The organism is Ruegeria sp. CDSC054, from assembly GCF_059610645.1.
Window position 1 is genome coordinate 289447 of record NZ_JBXWOA010000004.1, and the last position, 19932, is coordinate 309378.

Genomic DNA, 19932 nt, shown 5'->3' on the forward strand with positions numbered 1-19932 from the left:
TCAGGCAACTATGCCACGTCGGGCAATAGGAAAATGCGGCGCGCCAGCGCCGAATTCAGCCGTTCTTGTGGATACCATTGGCTGAGGGCTGTCTTGGCCATCAAATCGGGGTTTTCCGCAATGAATGCCTCGAAAGCGCTGGTTTGCGAACTGGCAAGACGCTCTGCGATCAGGCTCATGAACGCGTAGGTGATTGTCAGGTTGAACTTATCCGGGGCGCCGGCCTTAGCAGCAAGTGTTCGGATCCTTTTGGCGTAGATCGCTGCAGCATCTATGAAATCATACTTGCGCAGCAGATCGTATGCGACCTGTACATGTTCGGCATGTCCGAATGTCGTGTTGTCGATGGCGTGTGCTTCAAACGCGTTGGTGATATCGGCGCTCATTCTCAGTCCTCCTTAAAGCGGTGGCTGTCATTGGCTGTCCAGTCGAGGTCGTAGACACTTTTGAGCTGTTTGATCTTCTCCAGCGTTTCCTCGGAAAACGCTGGCTTGTTCTCAAAGCTATGCAGGGCAATCCCCTCGATCAGATCGCCAAGGGTCATGTCCAGCGACTCTGCCAGCCCCTTGAGGACTTTCAGCAGGCGTTTTTCGATACGAATTCCCGTCTGGGTGCGTTCTTTTTTCTGGCTCATTTCATACATATGTATATTGATACCAAGATAGTCAAGCGGCACAAAAAAAGCCGCCTCTTTCGAGACGGCTTCCTTCAGTTTAATTGAGGTGTTGCTTTAGAACGTTGCCGCCAGTCGCGTGCCTTGATTGATCGCCCGTTTGGCGTCCAGCTCTGCCGCCACATCTGCCCCGCCGATTACGTGGGGGGTGATACCCTGTTCGATCAACGCATCCGCCAGGCTGCGCTCGGACACCTGACCGGAACACAGAACGATTGTGTCTGCCGCAATCACGGTCGGATCAGCACGTTCCTCGCCAAAACTGACATGCAGGCCGTCTTCGTCAATGCGCTCGTAATTCACGCCGCCCACAAAGTTGACGTCCTTCATCTTCAACGTTGCGCGGTGAATCCAGCCGGTTGTTTTTCCCAGACCTTTCCCATGCGCCTGTTTCTTGCGCTGCAACAGAGTGACATCACGTGCAGGTGCCGCAGGTTGCGGACCCTCAGGTGCCAGGCCCGAGCGGTGTTCGGCAGGGTCCGTGACGCCCCATTCCTTCATCCATGCGGGCAAGTCGGTGGTAACGCTGTGGCCGTCTTCCAGCAGGAATTCAGACACATCAAACCCGATGCCGCCAGCACCGATCACGGCGACAGACTTACCCACGTCTGCCTTTTCGCGCAGCACGTCGATATAATTGATGACGTTGTCCCGATCCTGACCCGGGATTTGCGGATCGCGCGGAATGACACCAGTAGCGATAACCACCTCGTCAAAGCCGGTCAGGTCGTCAGCGCTGACTTCGCGGTTCAGCTCTACCTTCACACCCAGATCGGTCATCATGGTGCGGTACCAATCGACCAGTCCCCAGAACTCTTCTTTGCCCGGAACCTGCTTGGCCATGTTCAATTGGCCGCCAATCTCGGAGGCGCGATCGAACAGGGTTACGTCGTGTCCGCGCTGCGCTGCAGTCATCGCGGTGGATAATCCCGCGGGGCCGGCGCCGACAATGGCAATCGTCTTTGGCGCTTCAGCTGTGGTGATTTCCAATTCGGTTTCATGGCAGGCGCGTGGGTTCACAAGGCACGAGGTCAACTTGCCGCTAAAGGTGTGGTCCAGACACGCCTGGTTGCAGGCGATGCACGGCGCAATCTGTGCCGCGTTACCTGCAATTGCCTTGTTGACGAAATCCGCATCGGCGAGCATCGGACGGGCCAGAGACACCATGTCAGCGCAACCCATCGACAGGACCTCTTCGGCGACCTCGGGTGTGTTGATCCGGTTGGATGTGATGACCGGAATCGACACCTTACCCATCAGCTTTTTTGTCACCCAGGCAAAGGCCGCACGAGGAACGCTGGTGGCAATGGTCGGAATCCGGGCTTCGTGCCAGCCGATGCCGGTGTTGATGATCGTGGCACCGGCTTTCTCGATACGCTGGGCCAGTTCAACGACCTCTTCATGGGTCGAGCCATTGGGGATGAGGTCAATCATCGACAGGCGGTAGATGATAATGAAATCGGTGCCCACGGCCTCGCGCGTGCGGCGCACGACCTCGATCGGCAGACGCATGCGGTTCTCATATGATCCGCCCCAGCGGTCGGTGCGCTTGTTGGTGTGGGTCACCAGGAACTGGTTGAGGAAATACCCCTCGGAGCCCATGATCTCGACCCCATCGTAACCCGCTTTTTGGGCCAGAACAGCGGCGTTCACGATGTCGGCAATCTGTTTTTCAATACCCTCTTCATCCAGCTCATTCGGCGGGAAGGGCGAGATCGGAGACTTTACCGGGCTGGGGGCCACACATTTCGGACCGTATGCATAGCGCCCTGCGTGAAGGATCTGCATCGCGATCTTGCCGCCGGCCTCATGGACACGCTGGGTAACGATGGAGTGGTTCGCGACCTCTTTGTCATTAGTCATCATCGAAGCACCCGGCAGGACCGAGCCTTCAAAGTTCGGACCAATCCCACCTGTCACCATCAAAGCGACGCCTCCGCGCGCGCGGTCGGCATAGAACTCGGCCACGCGGTTCCAGTCGCCGGTTTCTTCAAGGCCCGTATGCATCGATCCCATCAGGACGCGGTTCTTCAAAGTGGTAAAGCCCAGATCCAGCGGGGCCAGCATGTTTGGGTACGCAGTCATGGCGAACTCTCCCTCCCGATTTGTCGACGCTAGATTGACCTTCGCGTCAACGTTGTCACGCGAAACCTAACGTCACACCCTTTGCTGGCGCCTTGGGGCTTGATACAGACGTCTCAAAGCACATTCACGAGGCTGCACATGACCCCCGAAGAGATCGCCAAACTGCCCTATCGCCCTTGCGTGGGGCTTATGCTGATGAATGCCGAGGGCAGGATTTTCGTCGGTCAGCGCAATGACCGCCACAAGGATGCATGGCAAATGCCTCAGGGCGGCGTGGACAAGGGCGAAGATCCACGGGATGCAGCCCTGCGTGAGCTGTGGGAGGAAACCGGCGTAACTTCGGACTTGGTCGAGATCGTGGCTGAGACGGACGGCTGGCTGCCTTATGATCTGCCACACGACATCGTGCCGAAAATCTGGAAAGGCCGTTATCGCGGGCAGGAACAGAAATGGTTCTTTCTGCGGTTCACCGGCCGCGACGATCAGATCGACATCCAGACCAAGCATCCGGAATTCACCCGATGGAAATGGCAGGAGCCAGGCAAGCTGATCGACGAGATCGTACCGTTCAAACGTGAGGTTTACCAGCAGGTGGTTGCCGCCTTTGCGGATCACCTGTCATAAAACAGCATGCGCATTGAAGACATCTGGCCCAAGTACCGCGCACGCCTGAAGGCGTTTCTGCATTCGCGTGTGTCCAACGCGGCAGATGTGGAAGACCTGTTGCAAGAGATCTCGGTCAAGGTCTTTACCGGTCTGCCCAACCTGAAAGACCCTGCCAAACTGCAACCGTGGTTGTTTCAAACGGCCGACCGCACGATAATCGACCATTACCGAAAATCAGGCCGTTCCGAGGCGCACCCGGATGATCTTTGGTATCACCGGGATGATCCGGAAACGCGTCAGGACCTTGAGGGGTGCGTCGAACCTTTCATTCGCGGATTGCCGCAGGAAACCGCGGACATGCTGATGGCAATCGACATCAATGGCGTGTCCCAACAGGATTACGCACAGGCGCAAGGACTGGCGTATTCAACGCTCAAATCCCGGGTTCAAAAAGGCCGGGCAGAGCTGCGAAAAGCGTTCGAGGATTGCTGCAATATCTCGATGGATGTGCGGGGTAATATCTCGGACGTTCAGGAAAAACAGAAAACCTGCAAAAAATGTTGATCCGATCGTCGTCTTTTTGATGCGGGCTTCGTCTGACAGATGAAACCAGCAAAAGGAAAGACAAATGATCCGTATCATCAGTTTCAAAATCTGCCCCTTCGTTCAGCGCGTCACTGCGCTGTTGGAAGCCAAGCAGGTGCCCTATCAGATCGACCATATCAGCCTCAGCGACAAGCCGGACTGGTTTCTGGAATTGTCGCCGACAGGTCAGGTGCCAGTTCTGGTGACCGAAGGCGGTACCGCACTGTTCGAGTCGGACGCTATTGCCGAATACCTCGACGAAGTGACCGCCCCGCTGCAGCCCAACCTGACATCTGAACAGCGCGCCCTGAACCGCGCGTGGAGCTATCAGGCCAGCAAGCATTATCTGGTTCAGTGCAGTGCGATGCAAAGCGCGGATCAGGCGATCTTTGCGGATCGGACGACCAAGTTGAACGCCTCGTTCGCGAAAGCCGAGAAGCAGCTTAGCGGTGGCCCATTCTTTGCGGGCGAGGCGCTGGGCAATGTCGATATGGCTTGGTTACCGTTGCTTCACCGGGCTGCAATCGTGGCCGATCACAGCGGGCACGATATGCTGGCTGACTATCCTAAGGTGAAGGCGTGGCAGCAGGCTCTTCTGGCAACAGGCATTCCTGAGAAAACCGTGTCTGATGACTTTGTCACCCGGTTCACTGATTTCTATCTCGCAGAGCGGACGTGGTTGGGGCGGGGTGCGAACCTGAACGAAGCGCCTGCAACCGCTCAGGTGAAACAATCCGGCGGGTGCTGCGGGTGATTCACTCACTAAGCCGCACGTTGGCGTGAGGGGGCGTGGCCGCATCTGATCGACCTGTCTAGCTTGACGGGTATGAAGGACACGGCCCCAACTCTCTCTTCTGTAAAACCCGCCGGACGCAAGTTTACCGGCACCGACCGTCGCGCGCCTTTGCGCGGCGGTCTGCAAGGGTGCGGGGAATATGGCGCAGGGCAGACGGCGGGCCGGTTCTACCCCATCGCCTGCGTCGCGCTTGAGGTCACCCAACGTTGCAATCTGGATTGCACACTGTGTTACCTCTCGGACCGAGCCGAGATGACCTATGACCCACCGCTGTCGGTTCTGTTTGCGCGTCTTGCCACGATCCACAGCCATTATGGCCCCGGTGTCTCGGTTCAACTGACGGGGGGTGATCCGACACTGCGCAAGGTAGAAGACCTTGAGGCACTGTGCCGCGAAATTCGCCGCCTGGGCATGCGGTCGTGCCTGATGACCAACGGCATTCGCGCCAGCCGGGCGTTTCTGACGCGGCTTGCGGCGGCGGGGTTGGATGACGTGGCCTTTCACGTCGACATGACGCAGGAGCGCAAGGGGTTTAACAGCGAGACTGAGCTGAACGTTGTACGTCGAGCCTATATCCGGCACACGCGTGGGCTGGGCCTGCGGTTGTTGTTCAACACAACCGTTTTCGGCGGCAACTTCGATGAATTGCCTGCGCTGGCGCGGTTCATGCGAGACTGCCCCGAGGTCTCCTTTGTCTCGTTCCAGATGCAGGCCGATACCGGGCGCGGAGTGCTGCGCGAACGTCCCGACGCGATCACGCAGGAAAGCGTGATGGCCGCGGTTGAGGCCGGATATGAAACGCCTCTGCATTTTGACACGGCCGCCGTGGGCCATGCAAAATGCAATCGCTACGCAAGTGTTGTGACTGCCGGCGGGCGCGCGGTTTCGCTTTTGTCCGCCAAACGCCTGACGCAGAAGGTGATCGCCGCGCTAAGCCGCGTCGATCAGTCGGCAGACGGCCATATCGACACCCGCGACAGCGTCTGGCGCATGGTGAGGCGCAACCCGCTGTTGGCGCTGCGGGCCGGGCTACATCTGTTGGGTTGCGTGCTGCGGTTGGGTCGAGGGTTGTTGCAGGGTCCCGTCCGTCGGCAGTCAGTGTTTATCCACAATTTTATGGCCGCCGATGCGCTCGAAGAAGACCGCTGTGCGTCTTGCGTCTTCATGGTCGCCACTGCGAACGGGCCGCTGTCCATGTGCGTTCACAACGCGCAGCGTGACATGCATCTGGCCGCGCCAGACCGGGTTGACGGGCCGTCTGGACCAAGCTGGTGGAATGCCGCCGTTCCCCGCCTGTCGGGTGGACCCGATCTGCCGGATCTGAGCGATCCCGGGCTGGCCCCGCTCAAACGGCTCAAGGGGCAGTTGCGGGCCACGCGCCGGAACCAAAAGGACGTATCATGAGAAAACCTCTAATCCTGCTGTTGCTTCCGGTTTTGACCGCATGCGCAAGTGTCGAGCGTTTGGCCTTGCCCGCCCCCGAGGCATTGCCGGGGCAGACCCTGACCAGATTTGCGTCCCCACCGGGCGAAAAGGTCGATCACCGCGATTGGACAGCTTTCCTGCACCGCTATGTAGTGACCGACGGGCAGGGCGTGAACCGGGTAACTTATGGGCAGGTGACACAGGCAGACAGGGCGCGCCTGGACGAATATCTGGTCGATCTGCAAGCCGTTGACCCTGCGCGACTGACACGTGATCAGCAACTGGCGTATTGGATCAACCTGTACAATGCGTTGACGGTGGATGTGGTTCTTGAAAACTATCCCGTTGCTTCGATCCGCGACATCAAGAACGGACGATTTTCGATTGGGCCGTGGAATCAACCTCTGACGCAGGTGGCCGGGCAGGAGTTGACCCTCAATGACATCGAACACCGCATTATCCGGCCCACATTTGGCGAACCGCGCATCCACTATGCGCTGAACTGTGCCGCTGTAGGTTGCCCCAATCTGATGGACCGCGCTTGGCAGGCCGAGACGTTAGAGCACGATTTTGCCGCCGCCGAGCACGCCTATATCAACGACCCGCGTGGCGTGCAGTTCGACCAACGCGGCGGATTGATCCTGTCAAAGATCTTTATCTGGTTCCGTGAGGATTTCGGACCAAACGAAAAATCCGTGCTGGCCTATATCGCGACAGCAGCGAAACCCGAGCTGCGCGCCCTTCTTCAGCAGACGCCGCGCGTCAAAGCGTATCAGTATGACTGGGCTTTAAACGACGCGGCGGCTGGGTCTTAGTCAGCGGATTACAGCAACCCTTCGGCGCGCAGCAGTTCCTGCATGTTCGCCTCGGGGCGCGGGCCGATATGGCTGATGACCTCGCGGGCGCAGATATTGCCAATCTTGGCGCAGGTTTCGTGATCGCGGCCTGTGGCCATGCCAAACAGGAAGCCGGCGGCAAACTGATCGCCCGCACCGGTTGCGTCCACGGGCACGACTTTCGCGACCGGTACGTCGACGCGTTGCCCGTCGCTTAGAACAGTCACGCCGTCGCCGGAGCGGGTGCATACAACAAGCGGGCAGATCGCGGCGGTTTTGGCCAGCGCCTCTTCCAGATCGTCGGTTTCGAACAGGGATTTGATCTCGGCCTCGTTGCCGATGACGAAATCAAGTTCGTTTTCGATCAGCAGCAAGAAATCAACACGGTGGCGTTCCACACAGAAGGGGTCGGAAATGGCGATACCCGCCTTGCCGCCACCTTTGTGGCACGCGCGCGCGGCCTCAAGAAACGCGGCCTTTCCCTTTTCCTTGTCGAACAGATAGCCCTCAAGGAACATGATCTGGCTGTTTCCGGCGACGGCATCTGACACGTCTTGCGACGACAGCTCTGAGGAAATCCCCAGATAGGTGTTCATCGACCGCTCACCGTCGGGCGAGACAAAGATCATCGAGCGCGACGTTGGCAGTTCGCCGCCCGGTACCGGAGGGTTCACGAAATCAACGCCGTCCTCGTTCATCGCATCTGCATAGAACCGGCCCAGGGCGTCGTCATGCACGCGTCCGATAAACGCTGAATCCAGCCCCAGCGCACCTGCGCCAGCGATCGTGTTGGCAACCGAACCACCCGGCGTCTGAACCCGGCCTTCCATCGAGGCATAGAGGACTTCGCCACGCTCCTGCTCGATCAGTTGCATGATGCCTTTTTCGATGCCCATCAGCTCCAGGAAACTGTCGTCGGCTTGGGAAATCACGTCCACAACAGCGTTTCCGATGCCGGTCAGTTGGTAGGTTTTCATAAGTTCTTGTCCTCAAATTCGCAGAGATCGCGGATGATGCAGGTGCCGCACATGGGTTTGCGCGCCTTGCAGTGATAGCGGCCATGCAGGATCAGCCAGTGATGCGCATGCAGCTGAAAGTCGGTTGGGATATTGTCTTCGATGGCGCGTTCGACGGCGTCCACATTCTTGCCGGGGCAAATGCCGGTGCGATTGCCTACACGGAAGATATGCGTGTCCACAGCCTGCGCCGGATACCGCCACCACATGTTCAACACCACATTGGCCGTCTTGCGGCCTACACCCGGCAGCGATTGCAGGGCTGCGCGGGAATTGGGAACCTCGCCGCCATAATCGTCGACCAGAATACGGCTGAGTTTAATGACGTTCTTCGCCTTTTGCCGAAACAGGCCAATGGTCTTGATGTGTTCAATCAGACCTTCTTCGCCCAGATCCAGCATCTTTTGCGGTGTGTCGGCGATCTTGAACAAGGCGCGTGTCGCCTTGTTCACACCGACATCGGTGGCCTGAGCAGACAGGGCCACGGCGACCACCAGAGTATAGACGTTGACATGCTCAAGCTCGCCCTTGGGTTCGGGGTCGGCTTCCTGAAAGCGCGTAAAGATCTCGCGGATCCGGTGATATCCGAGTTGTTTTGCCATCCGCGTCTTAATGCCGTTCGGGGCGCGTCGATACAAGTCCAAAGCCAATGCGCAAGTTCCGGGTCGCGAGGGCGTAACCTGCGCGCTATGGTCTGGTCAAGACAATGAGGTAATAGCCATGAACGTCCAGACACCAGAAAGCGGATACCACTACAACGTCATGCGCCGCGCGATCGACCTGATTGATCAGGGCGGTGAGGGCCTGAGCCTGGAAGAGCTAGCCCGTCAGATGGATATGAGCCCGGCGCATTTCCAGCGCCTGTTCTCGCGTTGGACCGGGGTATCGCCGAAACGCTACCAGCAATATCTGACGCTGGGCCATGCCAAGGCATTGTTGCGGGAACGGTTCACCACGTTGGAAACCGCGCATAACGTCGGCCTGTCCGGCAGTGGCCGTCTGCACGATTTGTTCCTGAAATGGGAATCTATGAGCCCCGGCGAATACGCGCGCAGGGGCATCGGGCTAACCATCTATTGGGGCTGGTTCGAATGCCCATTTGGCCCGGCACTGGTGATGGGAACCGACAAGGGCATTTGCGGCATGGCTTTTGGTGCTGAAACCGGTGAAGAGGCCGCGATGGAGGATATGATCTCGCGTTGGCCAAAAGCGGATTTCATTGAGGATCCGATGCGTCTGCGTCCCTGGGTGCTGAGTGCCTTTGGTGCGGCAAGCGACCGGTTGGAACCTACGCCGCTGTACCTTATTGGTTCGCCCCTGCAAATCAAGGTTTGGGAGGCGCTGATGCACATTCCGTCAGGCCAGGTCACTACCTATTCCGAAATCGCGCAGCGTGTGGGATCGCCACAAGCCGTCCGCGCCGTGGGTACTGCGGTTGGCCGCAACCCGGTCAGCTGGCTGATCCCGTGCCACCGGGCGCTACGCAAATCCGGTGGGCTGGGTGGCTATCACTGGGGCTTGCCGGTCAAACGCGCAATGCTGGCATTCGAGGCCGCTCAGGCCGACGCATAGTCACGTCAAAAACAAACTTTGCGCTGCTGCATCCTGTGATAGTGAGATTCTATGAAGAAGGACAGCAGGCAGATCACACAGACATTCGCGGCGTGGGCCATTCCGGTTTCAGTGGCGGTTTTGCTGCTGAAACTGCTGGCCTGGTGGGTGACGGGCTCGGTCGCCCTGCTCTCGGACGCCTTGGAATCAGTGGTGAATGTGGCGGCCGCTCTGCTTGCATTTTTTGCGGTGCGGATATCTGGCATGCCGCCAGACAAGAAACACCCGTTCGGGCATAAGAAAGCCGAGTACCTGTCGGCCGTGGCCGAAGGGACGCTGATTGTTCTGGCCGCACTGCTGATCATTCGTGAAGCTGTTTTCGCATTACCTGATCCGCATCTGGCCGGGGAACCGTTCCTGGGCATTGCCATAAATGTGGGCGCGACGTGCCTGAATGGTATCTGGGCGTTTCTGCTGTTGCGGGTTGGGCGACGAGAATCCTCACCGGCGTTGGAGGCGAGCGGAAAGCACATATTAACCGACATTATGACCTCGGTCGGTGTTGTTGTCGGGTTGCTGATTGCGATGGCGACAGGTTGGTTGATCCTTGATCCCATTATCGCGATTCTGGTGGCCGTTAACATTTTGTGGGAAGGTTGGAAGGTCATCCGTAGCTCGGTCGACGGGTTGATGGATGCTTCGCTGATCGACGGAGAATTGACGTCTGTCCGCGAAACAATCGAAGCCAATTTAGGCCCGGCGCTTGAGTATCATGATCTGCGCGGTCGCAGGTCAGCCAACATGATTTTCGTTGAGTTTCACCTTGTCGTCGACGGTGCCATGTCGGTCGCGGCCGCGCATGACATCTGCGACGATATCGAGGCGGCCCTGAACAGGAAGTTTCCGGGGTCAGTCTTTGTCATCCATCTGGAACCGGACAGCGAGTTGAAAAGTGCCAGCGCCTGATTGACAGATACACTTGCCGGTGCCAAAGGTTTCCTTCAGGTTTGGGTCCCCTGCCGTTCGCTGCCATTTGGCATTGGTGAAACCCGGTTGATGAACATCTGTTGCCCTTTTCTGGCGCGCGGATGGTAATGCGAACTCCGTCCTGACTTGGCGCCCGTTTAAGGAAACGAGGCAAGAAATGACACGTTCAAACAGTATTGCTCCACTTGAGGAGCTAAAAGCGCAGGCAAAACGACTGCGCGACAGGCTGCGCGGAGCGGGGGTTACGCTCTCGCATAGTGAATCGCTGGAATTGCTGGCGCATCAACATGGGGTGCGCGATTGGAATACGTTGCACGCAATGGCCGGAAATCGCATGCATTTGCGTGTTGGTGATCGCGTTGAAGGGTTCTATCTGGGGCAGCCGTTCAGGGCGGAGATCCGTGGTATGACCCTGTTGGGTGACGGGTCGCATCGGCGCGTTACCTTACACTTTGACACCCCCGTGGATGTCGTTCAATTCGACAGCTTCTCGGCCTATCGGCAACGCGTAACCGGTGAGATTGGCTGGGATGGCCGATCCACACGACATACCTCGGACGGCCAACCGCAACTGATCGTGCGACCCACGTAAAGAAAAGGGCGCGGCGGGTAACCACCGCCGCGCCCTTTTGTTAAGTTCTGGTCTGGCGTCACTCTGCCGCCCAGCCACCGACGGCTTTGACCTCAAGGAAGTCCTCCAACCCCCACAAGCCGCCTTCGCGCCCGTTGCCGGACTGTTTCATGCCGCCAAACGGTGATCCTGCACTGCGCGACTGGCCATTCATTTCGACCATGCCGGACCGCAGTACCCGCGCCATTCGATTTGCTCGCGCGCCGTCTTGTGTCTGAACGTAATTGGTCAGGCCGTATGGCGTGTCGTTGGCAATCTCGACCGCCTCTTCTTCGGTGTCGAAGGGGATCATGGTCAGGACGGGGCCAAAGATCTCTTCGCGCGCGATGTTCATCTGGTTATTGGCGTCGGCAAAGACGGTTGGACGTACATAATAGCCCTTGTTCAGCCCCTCGGGCCGACCGGTGCCGCCTGCTACCAGCCGGGCGCCTTCATCGATGCCCTTCTGGATCAGGTCCTGGATTTTGTTCCACTGCACCTCGTTCACGACGGGGCCGATATGGCGGCCTTCTTCCTGCGCGCTGCCCACGGAAACCATGCTGGCCACTTCAGCCGCCGTTTCCACGGCCTGATCGTAGATCGGGCGCTGCACCAGCATGCGGCTGGGCGCATTACAGCTTTGGCCGGTGTTGTTCATCATGTGCAGAACACCACGTTTGACGGCCTTTTCATCGGCATCGGCAAAGACCACGTTTGCACCCTTGCCGCCCAGCTCCAGATGTACCTTCTTCAAGGTGTCTGCAGCACTTTTTGAGATCGCTGTGCCTGCGCGGGTCGAGCCGGTAAAGCTGACCATATCCACATCCGGATGCGCCGACAGCTGGGAACCAACGCCCACGCCATCACCGTTCACCAGATTGAACACACCGGCGGGGAAGCCGGCCTCATCCATCATCTCGGCAAAGATCATCGCGTTCAGCGGGCTTTGTTCGGAGGGTTTCAGAACCATGGTGCAGCCTGCAATCGCCGCCGCGCCAACCTTGAGTGTGACTTGGTTCATCGGCCAGTTCCATGGCGTGATCAGGGCGGCCACGCCGACCGCCTCATAAATAATCCTGTCATTGGGCGCGTGATCGCCCAGCGGGCGGTCGAATTGGAACGCTTTGGCTGCGCGCACAAAGTTTGCAAGGTGATACATGCCCGCACCGGATTGCTGGGTGCGTGCCATGTCGATTGGCGCGCCCATCTCAAGCGACATCGCCTGTGCCAAATCCTCGGACCGGGATTGGTAAATCTCGATCAGTTTCTCGACCAGCGCGATGCGATCTTCGACCGGTGTGGCCATCCAGCCGGGCAGGGCGGCCTTTGCGGCAGCAACTGCGGCGTCGGTATCAGCTTGCGCGCCCAGTGAGATCACCGCGCAGGGTTCCTCGGTCGAGGGGTTGATCACCTCGAAATCATTCGCTGCAGATGGGGCGACCCATGTTCCGTCAATGTAGAAATTGCGTTTCTCGATCATCACGTATCCTCCTGATCCTGTGGCCCGGATGGCGGGAATTTGCGCCACTCTGGCACCGGCATATCGGTGTGGCAAGGCACAATTTGATCAAATTAATTTCCTCAAAAATGAATACCCTTTCAAGCAGCTAATGGTTTAACAATGGCGCAGAGCTATTAGGTTTCCAGCAACCGACTCGGTTTGTTTCACAAAAAAGGAGATGCCCCATGGGTTTGCGCATCAATGACACCGTTCCGAATTTCACTGCAGAGACGGATCAGGGCACTGTTCAGTTCCATGACTGGATCGGTGACAGCTGGGCGATCCTGTTCTCACACCCCAAGGATTTCACGCCGGTCTGCACTACCGAGTTCTCGGCCGTTGCACAGCTGAACGACGAATGGGCAGCCCGCAATACCAAGGTGATGGGCGTCTCAGTCGATGGTGTCGAGGACCACAAGAAGTGGAAGAAGGACATCGAGGCGTATGGCAACGCCAACCCCGGCTTTCCGATCATCGCCGACGACGGCCTGGCCGTGTCCAAGGCATTCGACATGCTGCCAGCCGAGGCGTACCTGCCCGATGGCCGCACCCCTGCCGACAGTGCAACCGTGCGTTCGGTCTTTATTATCGGCCCTGACAAACAGTTGAAACTGTCGATGACCTACCCGATGACCGTGGGCCGAAATTTTGCCGAAATCCTGCGCGCGCTGGATGGTCTGCAGATGAGTGCCAAGGGCGTGGCCACCCCCGCGAACTGGGTGCCGGGCGAAGACGTGATCATCCCGCCGGCCGTGTCGAATGATGAGGCAAAAGAAAAGTTCGGTGAGTTTGAAACCATCTTTCCGTATCTGCGTAAAACCAAAGCGCCCAGCTAAAGTAGCTCGGGCAGGGCGATAAGTTCTGCCCGATTCCAATCCGCCTTCAAGGGTGACTAAGCTGCGTATCGTTGAGGGTGCTGATACAGTTTCCGACGGTAGGCAGCGCGTTTGAACTCACGCGTTAGCTTGTCGGCCAGCGGCGGGCTTGCCTGTATGGTCGAACCGCCGATTTCTTGTGCGACTTCCTGATTGCCGCTTCCTTGCAAGGAAAGGATCGGCTGCCCAGTCACCCAGTGCATTTGCAGGAACGTGTCGACCGGTCGGTCAATCTGGTCGGTTACGGCAAGCAACCGCTCAGCCGCACGGCGCCCGACCACCTGGCAGACGCATTGCAAGCCAATGACTTTTGGCAGGATCAGGCGCAATCCATTTTGCTTTATAAGCGTTCGTGCCGCATCCTCGCGTTGTTTCACGGGAATTCGGATATAGTGATCCGGGGTTGCAAGCGGATCCAGCATCTCTAACGCATAGGCCATACGACACGGATCTATGCGCAAATCATCCTCGGTAATGATAGCGCGGTCGATCTTTTCATCAACGAGCTTGCGCCAGATTCGCCGATGGCTCGCGAAAATTCCGATCTCCGCAGGGCGTAGCGGAAAAGGGTATCTGGGGCGATACAAATCGCCCGGAAACAATTGTACATCCGCGATTTGAGCGGGGTCCTTCCCATTGACGGCCTCGAACAGTTCCGCATCGGGCAGACTGGCACACAGCCTTTCGGCATTGGGTCGCCGCGCTGTGCTTGCTGTCATATGGATGACAAAAGTCCTCATGCCACAGTGCATAGAACACGATAACGAAAGGGGGAAGAGAAACCCGAAAGAAACACTTCCCCGTGATCCATCAGAAACCGTAACGCAGTCCGACATTGACGCTGAAGGCGTCGATATCATCCTCGACCGTACCCGTAGACGCACCGTTTGGTGCCAAACGTGCCGAGGATACGTCGAATGCGCGGGCATATCGGGTGTCCAGGGTCAGAGATGTATTTGGGCTGATCTCATAGGCTACACCGGCAATAATTTGCGCAGCAAAGGTGGTGTCGGTGTCGTTAAGTTCAACGCCCGGCCCGTAGACAAAGTCCAGATCAGAATAGGTGGCACCCAGACCCAGACCGACATAGGGCGTGAAGGCCCCTGCCTGTTTGAAATCGACCAGCACATTGGCGAACAGCGATGTCTGCGACACGTCACCCGAAATGTTGCCTTCTGCGCCGGGTCCGTTGCCTGAAAAATTGACGCCATCCACGTCGTTGTCGCGGTAGGACAGCTCCAGCTCGATCCGGGCGCCAAACTGATCGTTCGACCACTGCGGGATCTCTTTGCCGACCGCGATGCCCAGCCCATAGCCGCCATCGAAATCGGTATCCACCGACTGCGACGATCCATTGATTGTGCCGCTAAAGTCGCTGTCCTGCAGCTGGCTGTACCCGGCAAAGCCCTGAAGATAGAGATCATCCGACAGGCTCTGCGCGGCCAGCGCGGACGCGCTGATCGTCAAAGCTGTCGAGGCGAGAAGAAGACGCGTAACCATGACCATGTCCTTTGTTCCACATTTGTTATGGCGCACATGTGGGCAGTAGAGGCAGGAATGAAAGGCAACAGCCCTTCACTTCAATTCACAGGATATTGGGCAGATGTGAGTGAATAAGATCAGCACCGAGCTAACACTTTGGTTCACGGTCTATGTGGTCGAATTCGACCTTTCGGAACTGTTTGTCAGCAAAGGTTCGGAAAGCAGCTCATCGATGAAGTAGCTCAGCAATTGCACGCGTCCCGTAACTCCTGCCTTGCGATACACCGCTGCGCATTGCGCTTTGACCGTGCCTTCTTTGGTTTGCCGCAATGTCGCGATGTCCGCAATTGACAGACCCTTGATAGACAACAGGGCAACGTCGCGCTCAGCATCACTCAGGTTCCACTCAGTGAATTGAGAGGCAATGAGTTGAGCAAACGCGCCCTGCGCGACACTCAGCTGTCGCTGCATGTCGCGCACACGCCTGTTCTGGGACCTGATCAGTGCAATCGTTGCGGCAAGTCCGCCGATCAATGCCAGCGCCAGAACCAGTTCGAAACTATGCAGGTGGCGAAAGCCCGCGCTTTCCCCACCGGTCCAGTCCAACATCGCGTCGGTCACGAAAAAGGCGGCGCAGACGGCCTGCACCACCAGAAGGAGCCAAAGCAATGACGTTTGTGAAAGCTTCATGAGGCTCCTGAGGGTTCGTCGGGTCAGTCATCGTCCTGTTCGAGTTCGATGGCAGTTACCACGCCGTCGGTCTCGGACACGACAAGTTCAGTTTCTACACCATCTTTGATGAGTTCAACCTCGATCTCACCGTCTTCGAATTCGATCTCTTCAATCTGGTATCCCTGCGCCTCTAGGGTCGTGCGGATATCGGCCTCACTGGTGCCCAATTTGTCGCCCAGTCCGACATTGGCCAGTGCAAGAACCGGCGCTGTTGCAATCAATCCGGTCAGTGTCAGCAGTTTCAAGGTTTCCATTTTACATCTCCTTTTTGTGTCTCGGTGACGGGATGGAACTGGGGGCAAGCCGAGTGCGCTGCGATTGGCTTTTGGTTGAAACGCAGGGAATTGGACCAAGGTTTATCCCGGAAAATGCGGATTCAGGTCGCCTGGTTCTGCATTTGCCCGAATTGTGCTAGGGTTATGCGGGGGAAATCTACAGGCATTTAAACACGGCGTCGGGCGTTCAGACTGTGTAAAACAGGAGAAGACGATGGAATTCACAGATTGGTACGTTGAAGGCGAAGCATTCGGGAACTGCAATTGCGGCTATGCCTGCCCTTGCCAGTTCGAAGAATTACCAACCCATGGAAATTGCCGCGGCTTTGAGGTGCTTGAGGTTTCCAAAGGGCATTTTGGCGACACCGACCTTGCTGGCACAAAAGCTGCGCTGATCTACGCCTGGCCCGGCCCGATCTTTGAGGGCGGCGGCCAGATGCAGGTGATCATCGACCCAAGCGCCTCGGAAGCGCAACGGGTCGCATTGGAAAAAGTCTTTCACGGTGAAGAGACCGAGGAAATGGCAACCCACTGGCATGTATTCCGCACGATGTGCGACACCGTTCACGAGACCCTGTATGTGCCGATTGATTTTGAGATGGACATGGATGGGCGCACCGCCAAAGTCTCAATCGGTGAGGTGCTGAGCTCAACCGGCCGTCCCATCGAGGCCCCACATGGTGGTGGCCCGCATCGTGTACGGATCGACATTCCCGGTGGTATAGAATTCACCCTGGCCGAGATTGGCAGTGCATCGACCAAGGCAGATGCGGCGATCAAACTGGATTTGAACGACAGTTATGGGCAGTGGCATGTGATGAAACACGGGCCGTCTGGCGTGGCGCACTGACGTTCTGGGTATTTGACTTGTCAGCAAGGATCAGGCTGCAGCGGCTTCACCAGTCAGATGTTCGCTTTGGCCAGCTTCGTTCTTTTCCAAGCTTGGCTTAATCGGCCGCACGCGATCATAGATGATGTGGAACAGGTAGGTGTAAACCGTATAAGTCAGTGTCAGACCGACATTGAGCGCAAGCGCTGATCCCAGAGAATGCCCACCAACCATCATCAAAAGTGGGCAGGTGATCATGACTGCCGTAACCTCATGCAATGTGGCATGAAGAACGCGCACCGATTGGGGGCGTTTGCAGGCCAACCGAGCCGTTTTGCCCCGCTCAATCAGATCGAATATAGTATTGAAGATCGGGCACCAGATCATGATCACAATCGATAGCATGGCGATCATAGCGAACCCGTGCACCATCGATGCGCCGGTCAAATAAGCGTATACGGGTGAGACAAAAGCGATCCCGATCAGCTCGAAGCTGCCGGTCTGGATGACGCGTTCCTTGAAGGTCCTCAGGGTCATGTCACGCCTTTCAAAACACAGGATCACCGTTCGGCCGAGCGGATTGCCCGGCTGCTGAAATACGGGTGGTCTTAAGGGATGGATTGCTTCCCTAGCGTAACCTTTCATGAAGAAATACATCTGACTGTGAACTCGCACACATTCAGATATTTATGGCAATAATTGACCGATCCGTCCTTGGCTGGGCGGTCATAGCTCGAAACGAAAAAAGGCCCCGGCGTTTCCACCGGGGCCTTGATCAATTGAAAGAAGAACAGATTACTCTGCGCTTTCCTCTTTCTTTTCTTTCTTCTCGGGCACGATCTCTTCGCCGGTTTCCTGATCGACGACTTTCATCGACAGGCGGACCTTGCCGCGGTCGTCAAAGCCCAGCAGCTTGACCTTTACTTCCTGACCTTCCTTCAGAACATCCGACGGATGGTTCAGGCGGCGGTTTTCGATCTGGGATACGTGGACCAGACCGTCGCGCTTGCCAAAGAAGTTCACGAAGGCACCGAAGTCGACGATCTTCACGACCTTACCGGTGTAAACTTGGCCTTCTTCCGGCTCGGCGACGATCGAGTGGATCATCTCATACGCCTTCTTGATCGATTCACCATCGGGCGAGGCGATCTTGATCACACCATCGTCGTTGATGTCGACCTTAGCGCCGGACACTTCGACGATTTCGCGGATGACCTTACCGCCCGAGCCGATCACTTCACGGATCTTGTCGGTTGGAATGTTCATGGTCTCGATGCGCGGGGCGTGGACCGAGAAATCGTTGGTCTCGGACAGGGCTTTGCCCATCTCACCCAGGATGTGCATCCGGCCGTCCTTGGCTTGTGCCAGGGCTTTCTCCATGATCTCGGGCGTGATGCCCGCGACCTTGATGTCCATCTGCAGCGAGGTGATGCCGTTTTCGGTACCTGCCACTTTGAAGTCCATGTCGCCCAAGTGATCTTCGTCACCCAGAATGTCGGACAGGATGGCGTATTCGCCGTCATCTTCCAGGATCAGGCCCATGGCCACACCGGCAACCGGTGCTTTCAGCGGAACGCCCGCATCCATCATCGACAGCGAGCCGCCGCAGACCGACGCCATCGAGGACGATCCGTTGGATTCAGTGATCTCCGACACGATACGGATCGTGTAGGGGAAGTCGGTCGCCGCCGGCAGAACCGCCTGCAGGGCGCGCCATGCCAGCTTGCCGTGGCCGATCTCACGACGGCCCGGACCACCAACGCGGCCAACTTCACCAACCGAATACGGAGGGAAGTTGTAGTGCAGCAGGAAGTTCGATTTGAAGTTGCCATGCAGCGCGTCGATGAACTGCTCATCGTCGCCAGTGCCCAGCGTGGTTACGGCCAGCGCCTGCGTTTCACCGCGGGTGAACAGGGCGGAACCATGTGTCCGCGGCAGCATCGAGGTTTCTGCAACGATCGAGCGGATATCGGTGGTCGAACGACCGTCGATCCGCTTGCCGCCTTTGACGACGTCACCGCGCAGAATGCCAGCTTCCAGCTTTTTCATAGCCGAACCGAGGTTGCCGTCTTCCAGCTGCTCTTCGGTCAGCGCTGCTTTGATCGCTTCACGCGCAGCGGCAACAGCGGTGGTGCGCTCTTGCTTGTCGGTGATCGCGAAAGCGGCGCGCATTTGCTCTTCCCCAGCAGCTTTGACTGCGGCGGACAGCTCCGAGTAGTCGGGCGCCTGGAAGTCGAACGGCTCTTTCGCGGCGTCTTCGGCCAGCGAGATGATCAGGTCGATGACCGGCTGAATCTGTTCATGTGCGAATTTGACCGCACCCAGCATTTCGGCCTCGGACAGCTCGTACGCTTCCGATTCAACCATCATTACGGCGTCTTTGGTGCCGGCAACAACCAGGTCCAGGCGCTGTTCAGGGTTCAGGCGCAGGTCCTGCATGTCATCGACGGTCGGGTTCAGAATGTATTCACCGTCCTCAAAACCAACGCGGGCACCGGCGATCGGACCCATGAACGGCGCGCCGGAAATAGTCAGCGCAGCCGAGGCAGCGATCATCGCAACCATGTCGGGGTCGTTGACCAGATCGTGGGACAGCACGGTGCACATCACCAGAACTTCGTTTTTGAAGCCGTCAACGAACAGCGGGCGGATCGGACGGTCGATCAGACGCGCAGTCAGCGTCTCTTTTTCGGTCGGGCGTGCCTCGCGCTTGAAGAAGCCACCCGGAACCTTACCGGCGGCATAGTATTTTTCCTGATAGTGGACGGTCAGAGGGAAAAAGTCCTGACCCGGTTTTTGCTGCCGTGCAAAGGTCACGTTCGCCATGACGCTGGTTTCGCCCAGTGTCGCGATCACGCTGCCGTCGGCCTGACGGGCAACCTTGCCGGTTTCCAGTGTGAGCGTCTCTTCGCCCCACTGCATAGATTTTTTCGTTACATCAAACATATGCGTATCCTAGATGGGAGCACTCCCGCCCCTGCGGGTCTCCCGTTTGCATGGCGGCCCCATTGCCGCCGATCCCATTTTAGCTTTCGTCTGAGTGCCGGGATCAGGGCACAACGTCTCAG

22 protein-coding genes are annotated in these 19932 nt (G+C 57.6%); 10 read left to right on the plus strand and 12 right to left on the minus strand.

The annotated features are described in order from the left end of the window. Window positions 1-8: 8 nt before the first annotated feature. From AC2FGC_RS11270 to AC2FGC_RS11280, 3 genes are all read right to left on the minus strand, one after another. Entirely contained in the window at window positions 9-386 is a 378-nt protein-coding gene (locus tag AC2FGC_RS11270; protein WP_496726383.1) for a hypothetical protein, read from the minus strand. 2 nt (window positions 387-388) lie between these two features. Then, complete coding sequence (locus AC2FGC_RS11275) at window positions 389-634, minus strand: hypothetical protein (RefSeq protein ID WP_496726382.1); 246 nt, start codon at window positions 632-634, stop codon at window positions 389-391. 96 nt (window positions 635-730) lie between these two features. Further along, window positions 731-2758, minus strand: coding sequence for a 2,4-dienoyl-CoA reductase FMN-binding domain-containing protein (locus AC2FGC_RS11280; RefSeq protein ID WP_496726381.1), 2028 nt, complete (start codon window positions 2756-2758; stop codon window positions 731-733). Window positions 2759-2896: 138 nt separating this feature from the next. Between AC2FGC_RS11280 and AC2FGC_RS11285 the strand changes: the two genes are divergently transcribed. The 5 genes from AC2FGC_RS11285 to AC2FGC_RS11305 all read left to right on the plus strand — a co-directional run bounded on the left by AC2FGC_RS11285 (window position 2897) and on the right by AC2FGC_RS11305 (window position 6985). Further along, window positions 2897-3382 carry an RNA pyrophosphohydrolase gene (locus AC2FGC_RS11285; protein ID WP_496765505.1) on the plus strand — a complete coding sequence of 162 codons (486 nt, stop codon included), beginning with the start codon at window positions 2897-2899 and terminating at the stop codon, window positions 3380-3382. 6 nt (window positions 3383-3388) lie between these two features. Beyond that, complete coding sequence (gene sigZ / locus AC2FGC_RS11290) at window positions 3389-3928, plus strand: RNA polymerase sigma factor SigZ (RefSeq protein ID WP_496765503.1); 540 nt, start codon at window positions 3389-3391, stop codon at window positions 3926-3928. Between the two features lie 64 nt (window positions 3929-3992). Further along, window positions 3993-4703, plus strand: a complete 711-nt coding sequence (locus AC2FGC_RS11295) for a glutathione S-transferase family protein (RefSeq protein ID WP_496765501.1) — start codon at window positions 3993-3995, stop codon at window positions 4701-4703. A gap of 72 nt (window positions 4704-4775) precedes the next feature. Further along, on the plus strand, window positions 4776-6149 hold the full coding sequence (locus tag AC2FGC_RS11300; protein ID WP_496782349.1) for a radical SAM protein: 1374 nt from the start codon (window positions 4776-4778) through the stop codon (window positions 6147-6149). Continuing rightward, complete coding sequence (locus AC2FGC_RS11305; protein WP_496726376.1) at window positions 6146-6985, plus strand: DUF547 domain-containing protein; 840 nt, start codon at window positions 6146-6148, stop codon at window positions 6983-6985. The genes AC2FGC_RS11300 and AC2FGC_RS11305 overlap by 4 nt, the downstream gene beginning before the upstream one ends. 8 nt (window positions 6986-6993) lie before the next feature. On the opposite strand, the gene AC2FGC_RS11310 is transcribed toward AC2FGC_RS11305, so the two are convergent. Together AC2FGC_RS11310 and nth are read right to left on the minus strand one after the other, a co-directional pair. Then, the gene (locus tag AC2FGC_RS11310; RefSeq protein WP_496726375.1) at window positions 6994-7983 is read right to left on the minus strand and encodes an adenosine kinase; all 990 of its coding nucleotides are present in this window, start codon (window positions 7981-7983) and stop codon (window positions 6994-6996) included. After that, window positions 7980-8624 (minus strand): endonuclease III, encoded by a 645-nt coding sequence (gene nth, locus AC2FGC_RS11315; protein ID WP_113790925.1) that lies wholly within the window; start codon window positions 8622-8624, stop codon window positions 7980-7982. Before nth ends, AC2FGC_RS11310 begins: the two co-directional genes overlap by 4 nt. A 118-nt stretch (window positions 8625-8742) precedes the next feature. On the opposite strand from nth, the gene AC2FGC_RS11320 reads away from it, so the two are divergent. From AC2FGC_RS11320 to AC2FGC_RS11330, 3 genes are all read left to right on the plus strand, one after another. Then, window positions 8743-9594: a methylated-DNA--[protein]-cysteine S-methyltransferase gene (locus tag AC2FGC_RS11320; RefSeq protein WP_496726374.1), complete on the plus strand. Its 852-nt coding sequence runs from the start codon at window positions 8743-8745 to the stop codon at window positions 9592-9594. Window positions 9595-9645: 51 nt separating this feature from the next. Next, complete coding sequence (locus AC2FGC_RS11325; RefSeq protein WP_496782351.1) at window positions 9646-10539, plus strand: cation diffusion facilitator family transporter; 894 nt, start codon at window positions 9646-9648, stop codon at window positions 10537-10539. Window positions 10540-10717: 178 nt separating this feature from the next. Then, window positions 10718-11152 (plus strand): glyoxalase superfamily protein, encoded by a 435-nt coding sequence (locus tag AC2FGC_RS11330; RefSeq protein ID WP_496765489.1) that lies wholly within the window; start codon window positions 10718-10720, stop codon window positions 11150-11152. Window positions 11153-11210: 58 nt separating this feature from the next. Here AC2FGC_RS11330 and AC2FGC_RS11335 read toward each other — a convergent pair whose 3' ends face one another. After that, a complete protein-coding gene (locus AC2FGC_RS11335) occupies window positions 11211-12650 on the minus strand; it encodes an aldehyde dehydrogenase family protein (RefSeq protein WP_496765483.1) in 1440 nt (479 codons plus the stop codon). Window positions 12651-12856: 206 nt separating this feature from the next. On the opposite strand from AC2FGC_RS11335, the gene AC2FGC_RS11340 reads away from it, so the two are divergent. Further along, window positions 12857-13507: a peroxiredoxin gene (locus AC2FGC_RS11340; protein ID WP_058274981.1), complete on the plus strand. Its 651-nt coding sequence runs from the start codon at window positions 12857-12859 to the stop codon at window positions 13505-13507. 56 nt (window positions 13508-13563) lie between these two features. Here the strand turns inward: AC2FGC_RS11340 and AC2FGC_RS11345 are convergent, their stop codons facing one another. The 4 genes from AC2FGC_RS11345 to AC2FGC_RS11360 all read right to left on the minus strand — a co-directional run bounded on the left by AC2FGC_RS11345 (window position 13564) and on the right by AC2FGC_RS11360 (window position 16014). After that, window positions 13564-14298 carry a glycosyltransferase family 25 protein gene (locus AC2FGC_RS11345; protein WP_496739560.1) on the minus strand — a complete coding sequence of 245 codons (735 nt, stop codon included), beginning with the start codon at window positions 14296-14298 and terminating at the stop codon, window positions 13564-13566. Between the two features lie 58 nt (window positions 14299-14356). After that, window positions 14357-15046 carry an outer membrane protein gene (locus AC2FGC_RS11350; protein ID WP_496726369.1) on the minus strand — a complete coding sequence of 230 codons (690 nt, stop codon included), beginning with the start codon at window positions 15044-15046 and terminating at the stop codon, window positions 14357-14359. 150 nt (window positions 15047-15196) lie between these two features. Then, a complete protein-coding gene (locus AC2FGC_RS11355; protein ID WP_109313601.1) occupies window positions 15197-15718 on the minus strand; it encodes a helix-turn-helix transcriptional regulator in 522 nt (173 codons plus the stop codon). 23 nt (window positions 15719-15741) lie between these two features. Next, on the minus strand, window positions 15742-16014 hold the full coding sequence (locus AC2FGC_RS11360; RefSeq protein ID WP_496726368.1) for a PepSY domain-containing protein: 273 nt from the start codon (window positions 16012-16014) through the stop codon (window positions 15742-15744). 235 nt (window positions 16015-16249) lie between these two features. Between AC2FGC_RS11360 and AC2FGC_RS11365 the strand changes: the two genes are divergently transcribed. Continuing rightward, entirely contained in the window at window positions 16250-16885 is a 636-nt protein-coding gene (locus AC2FGC_RS11365; protein WP_496726367.1) for a DUF1326 domain-containing protein, read from the plus strand. A 30-nt stretch (window positions 16886-16915) separates the two neighbouring features. On the opposite strand, the gene AC2FGC_RS11370 is transcribed toward AC2FGC_RS11365, so the two are convergent. Together AC2FGC_RS11370 and pnp are read right to left on the minus strand one after the other, a co-directional pair. After that, window positions 16916-17401 carry a PACE efflux transporter gene (locus AC2FGC_RS11370; RefSeq protein ID WP_496726366.1) on the minus strand — a complete coding sequence of 162 codons (486 nt, stop codon included), beginning with the start codon at window positions 17399-17401 and terminating at the stop codon, window positions 16916-16918. Window positions 17402-17659: 258 nt separating this feature from the next. Then, window positions 17660-19810: a polyribonucleotide nucleotidyltransferase gene (gene pnp / locus AC2FGC_RS11375; RefSeq protein ID WP_496782353.1), complete on the minus strand. Its 2151-nt coding sequence runs from the start codon at window positions 19808-19810 to the stop codon at window positions 17660-17662. Window positions 19811-19932 lie beyond the last annotated feature (122 nt).

What these genes read in the sequence shown, in the direction of transcription:
- AC2FGC_RS11270 (WP_496726383.1), bottom strand. Translation starts at nt 386, where the DNA reads ATGAGCGCCGATATCACCAACGCGTTTGAAGCACACGCCATCGACAAC.
- AC2FGC_RS11275 (WP_496726382.1), bottom strand. Translation starts at nt 634, where the DNA reads ATGAGCCAGAAAAAAGAACGCACCCAGACGGGAATTCGTATCGAAAAA.
- AC2FGC_RS11280 (WP_496726381.1), bottom strand. Translation starts at nt 2,758, where the DNA reads ATGACTGCGTACCCAAACATGCTGGCCCCGCTGGATCTGGGCTTTACC.
- AC2FGC_RS11285 (WP_496765505.1), top strand. Translation starts at nt 2,897, where the DNA reads ATGACCCCCGAAGAGATCGCCAAACTGCCCTATCGCCCTTGCGTGGGG.
- sigZ (WP_496765503.1), top strand. Translation starts at nt 3,389, where the DNA reads ATGCGCATTGAAGACATCTGGCCCAAGTACCGCGCACGCCTGAAGGCG.
- AC2FGC_RS11295 (WP_496765501.1), top strand. Translation starts at nt 3,993, where the DNA reads ATGATCCGTATCATCAGTTTCAAAATCTGCCCCTTCGTTCAGCGCGTC.
- AC2FGC_RS11300 (WP_496782349.1), top strand. Translation starts at nt 4,776, where the DNA reads ATGAAGGACACGGCCCCAACTCTCTCTTCTGTAAAACCCGCCGGACGC.
- AC2FGC_RS11305 (WP_496726376.1), top strand. Translation starts at nt 6,146, where the DNA reads ATGAGAAAACCTCTAATCCTGCTGTTGCTTCCGGTTTTGACCGCATGC.
- AC2FGC_RS11310 (WP_496726375.1), bottom strand. Translation starts at nt 7,983, where the DNA reads ATGAAAACCTACCAACTGACCGGCATCGGAAACGCTGTTGTGGACGTG.
- nth (WP_113790925.1), bottom strand. Translation starts at nt 8,624, where the DNA reads ATGGCAAAACAACTCGGATATCACCGGATCCGCGAGATCTTTACGCGC.
- AC2FGC_RS11320 (WP_496726374.1), top strand. Translation starts at nt 8,743, where the DNA reads ATGAACGTCCAGACACCAGAAAGCGGATACCACTACAACGTCATGCGC.
- AC2FGC_RS11325 (WP_496782351.1), top strand. Translation starts at nt 9,646, where the DNA reads ATGAAGAAGGACAGCAGGCAGATCACACAGACATTCGCGGCGTGGGCC.
- AC2FGC_RS11330 (WP_496765489.1), top strand. Translation starts at nt 10,718, where the DNA reads ATGACACGTTCAAACAGTATTGCTCCACTTGAGGAGCTAAAAGCGCAG.
- AC2FGC_RS11335 (WP_496765483.1), bottom strand. Translation starts at nt 12,650, where the DNA reads ATGATCGAGAAACGCAATTTCTACATTGACGGAACATGGGTCGCCCCA.
- AC2FGC_RS11340 (WP_058274981.1), top strand. Translation starts at nt 12,857, where the DNA reads ATGGGTTTGCGCATCAATGACACCGTTCCGAATTTCACTGCAGAGACG.
- AC2FGC_RS11345 (WP_496739560.1), bottom strand. Translation starts at nt 14,298, where the DNA reads ATGCACTGTGGCATGAGGACTTTTGTCATCCATATGACAGCAAGCACA.
- AC2FGC_RS11350 (WP_496726369.1), bottom strand. Translation starts at nt 15,046, where the DNA reads ATGGTTACGCGTCTTCTTCTCGCCTCGACAGCTTTGACGATCAGCGCG.
- AC2FGC_RS11355 (WP_109313601.1), bottom strand. Translation starts at nt 15,718, where the DNA reads ATGAAGCTTTCACAAACGTCATTGCTTTGGCTCCTTCTGGTGGTGCAG.
- AC2FGC_RS11360 (WP_496726368.1), bottom strand. Translation starts at nt 16,014, where the DNA reads ATGGAAACCTTGAAACTGCTGACACTGACCGGATTGATTGCAACAGCG.
- AC2FGC_RS11365 (WP_496726367.1), top strand. Translation starts at nt 16,250, where the DNA reads ATGGAATTCACAGATTGGTACGTTGAAGGCGAAGCATTCGGGAACTGC.
- AC2FGC_RS11370 (WP_496726366.1), bottom strand. Translation starts at nt 17,401, where the DNA reads ATGACCCTGAGGACCTTCAAGGAACGCGTCATCCAGACCGGCAGCTTC.
- pnp (WP_496782353.1), bottom strand. Translation starts at nt 19,810, where the DNA reads ATGTTTGATGTAACGAAAAAATCTATGCAGTGGGGCGAAGAGACGCTC.